Annotated in this window: 7 protein-coding genes and 1 tRNA gene; 6 read left to right on the plus strand and 2 right to left on the minus strand. The window is 60.6% G+C overall.

Annotated elements, in window-relative coordinates; genetic code table 11:
• The first annotated feature begins 77 nt into the window (after positions 1–77).
• Complete coding sequence (gene htpX / locus QZ822_RS06175) at positions 78–962, plus strand: zinc metalloprotease HtpX (protein WP_294643344.1); 885 nt, start codon at positions 78–80, stop codon at positions 960–962.
• 190 nt (positions 963–1,152) lie between these two features.
• Here the strand turns inward: htpX and QZ822_RS06180 are convergent, their stop codons facing one another.
• On the minus strand, positions 1,153–1,644 hold the full coding sequence (locus tag QZ822_RS06180) for a YajQ family cyclic di-GMP-binding protein (RefSeq protein ID WP_005508322.1): 492 nt from the start codon (positions 1,642–1,644) through the stop codon (positions 1,153–1,155).
• Positions 1,645–1,785: 141 nt separating this feature from the next.
• Between QZ822_RS06180 and QZ822_RS06185 the strand changes: the two genes are divergently transcribed.
• The 3 genes from QZ822_RS06185 to QZ822_RS06195 all read left to right on the plus strand — a co-directional run bounded on the left by QZ822_RS06185 (position 1,786) and on the right by QZ822_RS06195 (position 3,245).
• Entirely contained in the window at positions 1,786–2,172 is a 387-nt protein-coding gene (locus QZ822_RS06185; protein WP_294643346.1) for a hypothetical protein, read from the plus strand.
• A gap of 262 nt (positions 2,173–2,434) precedes the next feature.
• Positions 2,435–2,516 (plus strand) — tRNA-Tyr (locus QZ822_RS06190).
• A 351-nt stretch (positions 2,517–2,867) separates the two neighbouring features.
• Entirely contained in the window at positions 2,868–3,245 is a 378-nt protein-coding gene (locus QZ822_RS06195) for a co-chaperone YbbN (protein ID WP_005504813.1), read from the plus strand.
• A 90-nt stretch (positions 3,246–3,335) separates the two neighbouring features.
• On the opposite strand, the gene QZ822_RS06200 is transcribed toward QZ822_RS06195, so the two are convergent.
• Positions 3,336–4,613 (minus strand): DNA-3-methyladenine glycosylase, encoded by a 1,278-nt coding sequence (locus QZ822_RS06200; protein WP_294643347.1) that lies wholly within the window; start codon positions 4,611–4,613, stop codon positions 3,336–3,338.
• A gap of 220 nt (positions 4,614–4,833) precedes the next feature.
• On the opposite strand from QZ822_RS06200, the gene QZ822_RS06205 reads away from it, so the two are divergent.
• On the plus strand, positions 4,834–6,693 hold the full coding sequence (locus QZ822_RS06205; RefSeq protein ID WP_294643348.1) for a DUF2079 domain-containing protein: 1,860 nt from the start codon (positions 4,834–4,836) through the stop codon (positions 6,691–6,693).
• A gap of 648 nt (positions 6,694–7,341) precedes the next feature.
• Positions 7,342–9,537, plus strand: coding sequence for a DEAD/DEAH box helicase (locus QZ822_RS06210; protein ID WP_294643350.1), 2,196 nt, complete (start codon positions 7,342–7,344; stop codon positions 9,535–9,537).
• Positions 9,538–9,881: the final 344 nt, after the last annotated feature.

Consider the following 9,881-nt stretch of genomic DNA (forward strand, 5'->3'; position numbering starts at 1 on the left):
CCCGCGGGTGCTTGCACGTATTCTATAGAGTCAAGTACACGCTGTACGCACTGACCTAATTGTTCAGGAGGATACCCATGCACAGCCATAACAACGGACTGAAAACTGCCCTGTTGATGGGCTCCATGGTGGGCATGATGCTGCTTATCGGTGGCCTGCTTTCGGCGACTTTCCGCACCTCCATTTTTATCTGGGTTATGGGCCTGTTTAGCTTGGGTTCGGTCGCGTACACTTACTGGAACTCCGATAAGCTCGCCCTGCGCTCCATGAATGCGTACCCGGTGAGCCGTGAAGAGGTCCCGGTGCTCTACGACATTGTGGAGGAGCTGTCCTCCCGTGCGGGCCAGCCCATGCCCGCTCTTTACGTGGCGCCGACCATGACCCCGAATGCGTTCGCGACCGGTCGTAACCCGCAGAACGCCGCGGTGTGCTGCACCGAGGGCATCCTGCAGTTGCTAGATGAGCGTGAGATGCGCGGCGTGCTCGGCCACGAGCTCATGCACGTGTACAACCGCGATATTCTGACCTCCTCGGTGGCGGCGGGTATTGCCTCCATCATCGGTACGGTCGCGCAGTTCCTCTCGTTCGGTGCGATGTTCGGCGGTTCCAACCGCGATGGTGAGCGCTCGAACCCCATCGCCATGTTCGTGATTGCCCTGCTGGCTCCCATTGCTACGCAGGTCATCCAGATGGCTATTAGCCGCACCCGTGAATTTGATGCCGATGAGGACGGCGCACGTTTGACCGGCGATCCGCTGGCTCTGGCCTCGGCACTGAACAAGCTGGAGAGCGGCGTGTCCATGTACCCGATGGACCCGAACAACCGCAATACCGAGGCGGCGAGCGCCATGATGATTGCGAACCCCTTCGGTTCGCTGAAGAACATGCTTTCGACTCACCCGCCGATGGATCAGCGTATTGCGCGCCTGCAGCAGCAGGCTCGTGAGATGGGTCAGTACTAAGTCTTTTCTCTGTTTGCACTATCCGGGTATGAATATGACCCGGCGTGACGATTGTGACCCGCGATGACGGGCCGGCAGACAAAAAATCCTCGGGGTGGCTACTGTGGAAGTAGCCACCCCGAGGATTTTTGCATTTCGGCTTCTAACCGCCTCCCTCACCCATCGCTGGGCGGGGGAGTGCCGCCTGAGTTTAGCGGTAGTTGACGAACTGCAGGTCAACCTCAAGGTCAGCGGACTTGAGCATTGCGATAACTTCCTGCAGATCATCGCGGGACTTGGAGGAGACGCGCAGTTCATCGCCCTGGATGTTCGCCTTCACACCCTTGGGGCCCTCTTCGCGAATCATCTTGGAAATCTTCTTCGCCTGGTCCTGCGCGATGCCTTCCTTGATGGAGCACTCGATGCGGGTTTCCTTGCCGGATGCGTAGGGCTTGCCGGAGTCCAGGGACTTCAGGGAGATGCCGCGCTTGACCAGCTTGGACTGGAAAACGTCGAGCACTGCCAGGGCGCGCTCTTCGGCGTTTGCCTTGATGAGGATCTTATCGCCGGAGTAGTCGATTTCTGCGCCAACGCCGCGGAAGTCGTAACGCTGGGAGATTTCCTTCTGCGCCTGGTGCAGTGCGTTGGAAACTTCCTGCTTGTCCACCTTGGACACAATGTCGAATGACGATTCGCTAGCCATGGGCTTTCCTTTCGTGAATGAGGTGCTACTGGCACCGGTTAGTACTAGCCTACCGGGTTGGGGCTCTTGTTCACAGCTAACTATCAGAATAACGAGCCTGTTTTACAGGTGTTACTAACCTTAAAAGAGGACAATAGAAATATGACCACTCCTAACCTGTCCACGACGGACCTGTGCACGAGCGAGGAAGCTCGCGACCTGCAAACCCTCCTTTTCATCGACCTGCATACCTCTCTGGGTGCTGAGCCCGAGGGTATTCCTGAGGCGGAGCGTCTCAACGAATCTGACCACCACGAGATTCATCTTGATCTGCACGAGGAAGATGCTGAGCCTTCTCCCTTTGACGGTATCGGTATCACTCTGACGGAACCTTCGCTGGTGGCGCGTTTCCGTGGCGTTCGCCGTGACCTGGAGCGTGAGATCGCCGGTGACATGTGCACCGTGGAGCAGGCGCGCCGCTACCTGGAGCACCTGGAGATCGTGCTTCTGCTCGAGCAGGACGGCGACACTCCGTCCCGCTCCTTCTAAAACTGCTGTAGGCGGTGGCGCTTTATTCACGGTTTTATTTCGTGAGGTGAGAGCGCGGGCGCTGCAATAGATATGTGCGGTAGATATGGATGCGCGATGAGCGTGCGCTCTTGGCTCTTTGGTGACTTGGGTGGCGAGAAACGATAAATACAGCCAGAAATATAACCTTCGTCACAAAACCCTATGTGAAGTGTACAAGTCCCTAAAACTGCTGTAGAGTAGTCTCTGTTCGCTTGAGCGAGCAACTAGCACCTAGCTAGGCGGCAGGTTACCCGAGCGGCCAAAGGGGGCTGACTGTAAATCAGCTGGCACTGCCTACGGGGGTTCGAATCCCTCACCTGCCACAAATAGCCCGGTTACGAAAGTAACCGGGCTTTTGTGTATCTAAAACCAGTTTCAAGGTGGCTCCCGCAGCGGCCTTCCGTGGTTGCGCCCGTATTTTCCCGATGTCCGCGAGGGGCTTTCTTGCGGGAGGGGAGGGAGAGCTCACTCGGGGGGGGCTTCGGTTGCCGAGTCGGGCGCCTCCAGCAGCAGATGCAGGGGCGTTCGTCAGGATGTTCGCGACACACCCGTGAACCGGCTGAAACTACCGTGTAAAGAGCCAACTATGACGGCAATTTGTCATATCTTTCACAATGTTTGAATCCCAGGGCGAACAATTAGCGATTGGGGTCTTGAGGGTGTAGCTTTATCTCATGGCTACTATTGAAATTACTCAGCAGAACCTGACTGCTACCGTCGAGAGCAATGACATCGTCTTCCTGGACTTCTGGGCAGATTGGTGCGGTCCCTGCAAGCAGTTCTCCCCCGTCTACGAGGCGGCTTCGGAGAAGCACAGCGACATCGTTTTCGGCAAGGTCGACACCGAGGACCAGGGCCAGCTCGCTCAGGCAGCTGGCATCACCTCCATCCCCACCATCATGGGCTTCCGTGGCGGTATCCTGGTTTACCAGCAGGCTGGCGCACTGCGCGAAGACCAGCTGGAGACCGTGATCGGTTCGATCCGCGAGCTCGACATGGACAAGGTCCGTGCAGAAATCGCAGCAGCAGAGGGCTCTGCAGAGAAGAAGTAAGCTCACCACCACAAAAGAGCTTGAACGGGGCGCACCCGCCGGCATAGTCGGCAGGGGCGCCCCGTCCCCTTTTAACTTCGTGAGGGAGCGTTAGCGGTCGCGGTGATCCTCAATGCTCATGCGTGCCCCGTAGCGCTGCTTCGAAAAGCCTGAAGCGTGCATGAGCCGCACCAGGCGCTGCCGATGCGGGCTGTAGGGCGCCAGCAGGGCGAGCATACCCGCATCATCGGTGCGCTGACCGGTGAACAGCTCACCGACCGCGTGCGCCAGATGGTAGTCACCCACGCTGATGGCGTCCGGGTGCCCGCACACGCGCTGTAGAGCCTCGGAAATACTCCACGGGCCCACGCCGCGTACAGTGTGTAGGCTCCGCGCCAGTAGCGCGACGTCGCCTTCTGCCGCAATGTTTTTCAGAGACTCGGCGGAACGTGCGTAAGCGTACACGGCATCGTAGCGGCTTTTATCAACGCCCGCCCGATGCCAATCCCAGGTAGGAATCGTCGCCAGGGTCCGGGCGGTCGGGTAGACGCGCATGCCTTCGGGCTGATGCTCCAACCCGGTCGAAGGGGCGGGGGAGCCGTACTTTCGCAGAACCCAGCCCAGGGTTCTGAACGCTTCAGTCTGGGTGATGCGCTGCTCCACAACGGCGTTGAGCATCTGCCGGTCCAACTGCCCCGAGGCACTGAGGCGGAGCCCCGGATTCTGCCGCCACGCCTGCTGAACACGCGGCGGAAGAGAAGCAAAAGAAGACAGAGCGCCAAACTGCTCTGCGGGGTCGTGCAAACCCAACCAGTACGTCATTTCCTGCGCCAGCGCCTGAAGATCGGTTCGCGCCTGCATCTGCTGGTCGGCAGCAGCGTAGGAAGCCCAGATGCGAATACGCACCGGGCGCATCAGCAGGCGATGCAGGGAGGGGAGAGACTCGGGAAGCTCGGCTGGTTGTGCCAAACGTTCGGCGTACAGCACCGCCGGGAACTCGTGAAACGGCGTGCGAGCCGTCACCCAGATTCGCTCGGCACCATCCGCGCGGCTCAGCGCACGATACGAAAGATCCTGAGCACCGCGGCGCAACGAACCCAAAGTCTGCGCCAACTGCACCGGAACATGCGGCTCAATCACAACCTCGCACGCCTCGGGAGCCAGGGCACCGGGAAGGGGCGAAGCGGCGGGGGAGAGAGTACGAACCTGAACGCGCGGCTGGCTAAGAATGGTAGGCTCCTGAAGAACATCCGTAAACGCCGGCGCATGGGGTACACCAGCTGCCGCCAAAGGATGCCGGACGCGCTGCACACCCGCTGCCGGGAGGCTACCGGAGGTCGTACCACCAGGGGTCGCGCCGCCGGGGGCTAAGGAAGGAATCGTACTCACTCCACCAGTCTATTCCCTCATCGACGACGCCTCACCAATCTACGCCCCCCAGCTAAAGCACCAGAAATACTCGGCAGGGCAGGCACGCCGCTAATGCGATACCCTAAAGGGTAGAGCGAGAACGAACGCAAACTCCGCCACCGGCACAACACAGGCTATGCGTTCCGCCCGTTCACAAGGGCGCCCACGCCCGGACATACACCCCGAGAGAAGGACGCCTATGGCACCGGAAGCACATGACGCACCCTCGACGACTAACGCACCTGAAACGACGAGCGGCACCGCTACAGGCGCGCGCCGCCAGCGTACCCAGAAAAAGCCGCGTCAGTCCCTCACCGAGCGCGTCAAGAGCATCCGACCCCTTGAACTTCTGCCCGGTCTGCTGCTTGCCGCCGCCGTCATGGCGCTGTACACCTACTACTCGCTTCAGCAGATGAAGCACTGGGTGACCCCCTCCTGGGACCTGGCGATTTTTACTCAGATGGCGCAGGCGTACTCGCACTTCTCCGTGCCCATCGTGCCGATTAAGGGGCCCGACTTTAACCTCTGGGGTGACCACTTCCACCCGATTCTGGTGCTTCTGGGACCCGTCTACGCGCTGTTCCCCTCGCCGACCACCCTGCTGGTGGTGCAGAACGCCCTGGTCGCCTTCGCAAGCTTCGCCATTGTGCGCTTCACTCAGCGTGCCTTCGCGCTCGCCCAGAAAACTGAAGATGCACAGAAGACTGAGGACGCGCAGAAGAACGAACCCGCGCAGAACGCTCAGTCCGCAAAACTTCAGAGTGTCATCCCGACCCTCACCGGTCTGCTGCTCGGTGCCGGATTCGCCCTCAGCTTCGGCGTTCAGCAGGCCATCGCCGCCCAATTCCATGAAGTAGCCTTCGCCGTGCCGCTGCTCGCCATGAGCCTCGGTTACCTGGTTCTCGCCTCGCGAGTGAGCGGCACCGAACGTGCCCGCTACCTCGCCTACGCCTGCTGGTGGTCCCTGCCCATTGCCTTTGTCAAAGAAGATATGGGTATTACTGTTGTAGCCATCGGCCTCATTATCTTTATCCGCACCGGCTGGCTGAGCACCGCCGTAGACATTCTGATGCCGCGCCTCTCCGCAGGAACCCCCGCCCCCATGCGCACCCGCATGCAGCAGCTCTACTCCTCGTGGGCACGCACCCCCGCCGTCGCAGAATCCACCATGGTCATGATGTGGGGTGTGTTCTGGTCGGTCGTCGCCGTCTACGTGATCCTGCCCTACTTCAACAGCGGTGGAAACTTCGATTACGCCGACAAGGTGAACTTCTCCGCCGCCCTGGGTGACCCCTTCGGCTCAGCGCTGCAGATGCTCAGCAACAACACCAAGCTGGCAACCCTCGGACTGCTGCTCATTACCGGAGCTGTCCTCTGGGTGATTTCTCCGCTCGCGGCAATTGCCCTGCCGACCCTCGCCTGGCGTCTGCTCTCCACCATGGAATCCTACTGGGCAAGCACCTGGCACTACTCGCTCGTGCTCATGCCCGTCGTCTTCCTCGCCTTGCTGGACGCCGTCGTGCGTGTACGCTACGGCGTGGTTCCCGCCGCAATTCCGGTACGCTCGGCTGCGCGCGCGGCTGATAGTGCCTCCGCCGAGGAATCCCAGACCAACACCGAACCTGGTCGCCTTAGCGCCATGGCACGCCGCATGCCCGTATGGGCTCTACCCGCCGCGGCGCTCTTCCTTGCGGTATCCCCGATCTTCGTGGCAGGCTCCCAGCAGCCCCTCGCCTCCCTGGGCAATGCGCAGTTCACCGCCTCGGCTCTGACCGCCACCGACCAGATGAAGCAGGATGCCGTGCAGAAGGTACCCGAAGGGGTGTCGGTCGCCTCTGACCTGTCGATTCTGACTCAGCTGATTCCCGGCCGCACCGTCTACTGGATCGGTCACACCGGTGAGCCCGCACCCGACTACGTGGTCATCGACCGCAGGAGCAACTCCTGGGGCGGCAACCCGCCGACCAACGCCGCACAGTACGCGGCCGACCGCTACGGCCATTCCTACGCTAAGTACGCGACCGTTGGCACGATTGATATTGTGCGCCGCGTAGACTAGCCCTTCGGTTCAGCGTCTCAATGAGCGCCCACCCTGCAAATGCTGGGGTGGGCGCTCGCCGTTAAGAGATGAGGTTTTAAGCACCTTTTTATGGCTCAAGTGGGGACCCTGCTGTACACTGGATAGAACACGGGAACCCCCGATGAAGGTCTTGTGCGCACCCGGCACCCAAGGTGGTGCTGGAATTGTAGGTGCGCCGTACTCACCATCACCGATTGATACGCCCCATAAACTTACGGTTTACACCGTAACACGCGGGCTTCTCTTAACGATCTCTGGTCCAGCGTCTTTGCTGCGTCTGCTGTAACAGACACACCACCGCCGTGTAAGCGGGAAGGCGAACCACCAGGAATACGTGACATTGCATGTGAGCATTACCCACCCTGTACACCCCTGATCCACAGGGACTACTGTGCGCCAAGCGCAGAGTACGAACGGGCGTGCGGATAATGTGCCGAGAAATTCAAGACCACCCCCAGCAAAAGCCGCTACCCGCAGCATCCGCAGAACACCTCTGCAGAATGCGCCGGTACGGAGGACCCCTGGACGTTCTACTCCCCAGGGGATGATGTGTGGCTGGGCCGTGAAGGGGACACCCGGTAAGCGCCGAAAAGCGTGCGCTTCCACCCCTACCGTATAGAGGAAAAATTGACTGAGAATACTGCTACCCCGGCCGAACTGAACGCCGAGGCAGAGACCGTTGTGACCACTGAGAACATCACCGAGAACACCGTTGAGAGCCCTGCTGTAGAAGCAGAAGAAACCACCGCAGAAGCTACTGCAGAAACCCCCGCAGAAGAAACCGCCGACAAGGCTGAAGAAGAAGGCGTACGCTTCACCGACCTGGGCCTGGACGCCCGCGTCCTGGCAGCTCTGGAAGAGGTAGGCTACGAGAAGCCGTCCCCCATCCAGGAACAGACCATCCCGCTGCTGCTCGAAGGCCACGACGTGGTCGGTCTGGCACAGACCGGTACCGGTAAGACCGCAGCATTCGCGCTGCCGGCACTGTCCCGCATGGCTGAACTCGCCGACATCAACGGCGTTTCCCGCGACACCCAGGTTCTGGTCCTGGCACCCACCCGCGAGCTGGCTCTGCAGGTTGCAGAAGCCTTCTCCTCCTACGCAACCCACATGGAGGACTTCACCGTCCTGCCCATCTACGGTGGCTCCCCCTACGGCCCGCAGCTGGCCGGTCTGCGCCGCGGTGCGCAGGTCGTCGTCGGTACCCCCGGCCGCGTGATTGACCATCTCGAAAAGGGCTCCCTGGACCTGTCCAACCTGCAGTACCTGGTACTGGACGAGGCAGACGAAATGCTGCGCATGGGCTTCGCCGAAGACGTGGAAAAGATCCTCGAAGGCACCCCCGACAGCAAGCAGGTTGCGCTCTTCTCCGCAACCATGCCCAACTCGATCCGCAAGATTGCTCAGCAGTACCTGAACGACCCCACCGAGATCCGCGTCAAGGCTAAGACCACCACCAGCGCAAATATCTCCCAGCGCTACATGCAGGTCATGCACTCCCACAAGCTGGATGCAATGACCCGCGTGCTCGAGGTCGAAAACTACGACGGCATCATCGTCTTCGTGCGCACCAAGAAGGAAACCGAGGAAGTTGCCGACAAGCTGAAGGCACGCGGTTTCGCGGCAGCAGCGATTAACGGTGACATCCCCCAGCAGCTGCGTGAGCGGACCGTTGACGCCCTGCGTGACGGCCGCATTGACATCCTCGTGGCAACCGACGTGGCAGCACGTGGCCTGGACGTTGAGCGCATCTCCCTGGTCGTCAACTACGACATCCCCCACGACACCGAGTCCTACGTGCACCGCATCGGTCGTACCGGCCGTGCAGGTCGCGAAGGTGCCGCAATCCTCTTCGTCACCCCGCGTGAGAAGTACATGCTACGTCAGATCGAGAAGGCAACCCGCCAGAAGGTCGAGCCGATGCACATGCCCACCGCAGAGGCAGTGAACGAGACCCGTAAGCAGCGCTTCGCACAGCAGATTACCGAGACCATCGAGTCTGAGGACCTGAGCTTCTTCCGCCAGATTATCGAGGACTACGAGAACGAGCACGACACCACCGCTGAGGACATCGCAGCCGCGCTGGCTGTTATCGCCCAGCAGGGTCGCCCCTTCTTCCTTGACGAGGAAGAGGACATCGCACGCAACTCCCGCCCGTTCTCCGACGATGATTCGGACCGCGGCGGCCGCAAGGCAAAGCGCGCACACAACGACGAGGGCATGGTCAACTACAAGCTGAACGTTGGCCGTTCCTCCCGCGTGACCGCAGGCGCTATTGTGGGTGCACTGGCTAACGAGGGTGGCATTAAGGGCTCCCAGATTGGCTCCATCGACATTCGCCAGCACTTCACCATTGTTGGCCTGCCCGAGGACCTGCCCCGCGACTTCTTCGATCGCCTGCGCGACACCAAGATTGCTGGCGAGTTCATCAACATCCGTAAGGACAATGGTCCCAAGGGTGGCGGTGGCCGCGGCTTCGGCGGCGGTCGTCGTGAGGGCGGCTACCGCGACTTCGATCGCCGCGATGGTGGTCGTCGTGACGGTGGTCGTCGCGAGGGTGGCTACCGCGGTAACCGTGACGGTGGCCGTGACTTCGGCGGTGACCGTGACTTCAAGCGTGGTGGCCGCGATTTCGGTGGCAAGCGCAACGACCGTGACTTCGGTGGTCGTGACGGTGGCCGCGATAACCGTCGTGATGGTGGCTACCGTGGCAACCGCGACGGTGGTCGTGATTTCGGCGGTCGCGATAACCGCCGCGATGGTGGCTACCGCGGTAACCGTGACGGTGGCCGTGACTTCGGTGGCCGCGGCAAGCGCTACTAAGATTGCGGCTAAGCCTAGAGCCTGCGTTATGAGGGGCTACTGAGAGGATCGGCTAGCAGCCTTATAACGTGCCTCAAAGACCGGTAGGGGAGTGATGAGCTCTCCTGCCGGTCTTTGTCATATTCCCCGAGAGTGAGCCTAGGGCGCGTTTGGGGCGCGTTTGGGGGAGGGGCGAGGTGACCTCCGGCGGGTGGTGCGCTCCTCCTGAACCAGACCGCCTTAAATGTGGTGTATGCCATAGCTTTTCCGCTTGCGAGCATTCTTGAAGACCTGTATAGTTTTACCTGTTGCCCCGATAGCTCAGTGGTAGAGCGCCATCTTGGTAAGATGGAGGTCCCGGGATC

It is taken from the genome of uncultured Rothia sp. (assembly GCF_916715725.1).
In the GTDB taxonomy this organism is placed as follows: Bacteria; Actinomycetota; Actinomycetes; order Actinomycetales; family Micrococcaceae; genus Rothia.

What these genes read in the sequence shown, in the direction of transcription:
- QZ822_RS06185 (WP_294643346.1), top strand. Translation starts at nt 1,786, where the DNA reads ATGACCACTCCTAACCTGTCCACGACGGACCTGTGCACGAGCGAGGAA.
- QZ822_RS06205 (WP_294643348.1), top strand. Translation starts at nt 4,834, where the DNA reads ATGGCACCGGAAGCACATGACGCACCCTCGACGACTAACGCACCTGAA.
- htpX (WP_294643344.1), top strand. Translation starts at nt 78, where the DNA reads ATGCACAGCCATAACAACGGACTGAAAACTGCCCTGTTGATGGGCTCC.
- QZ822_RS06180 (WP_005508322.1), bottom strand. Translation starts at nt 1,644, where the DNA reads ATGGCTAGCGAATCGTCATTCGACATTGTGTCCAAGGTGGACAAGCAG.
- QZ822_RS06195 (WP_005504813.1), top strand. Translation starts at nt 2,868, where the DNA reads ATGGCTACTATTGAAATTACTCAGCAGAACCTGACTGCTACCGTCGAG.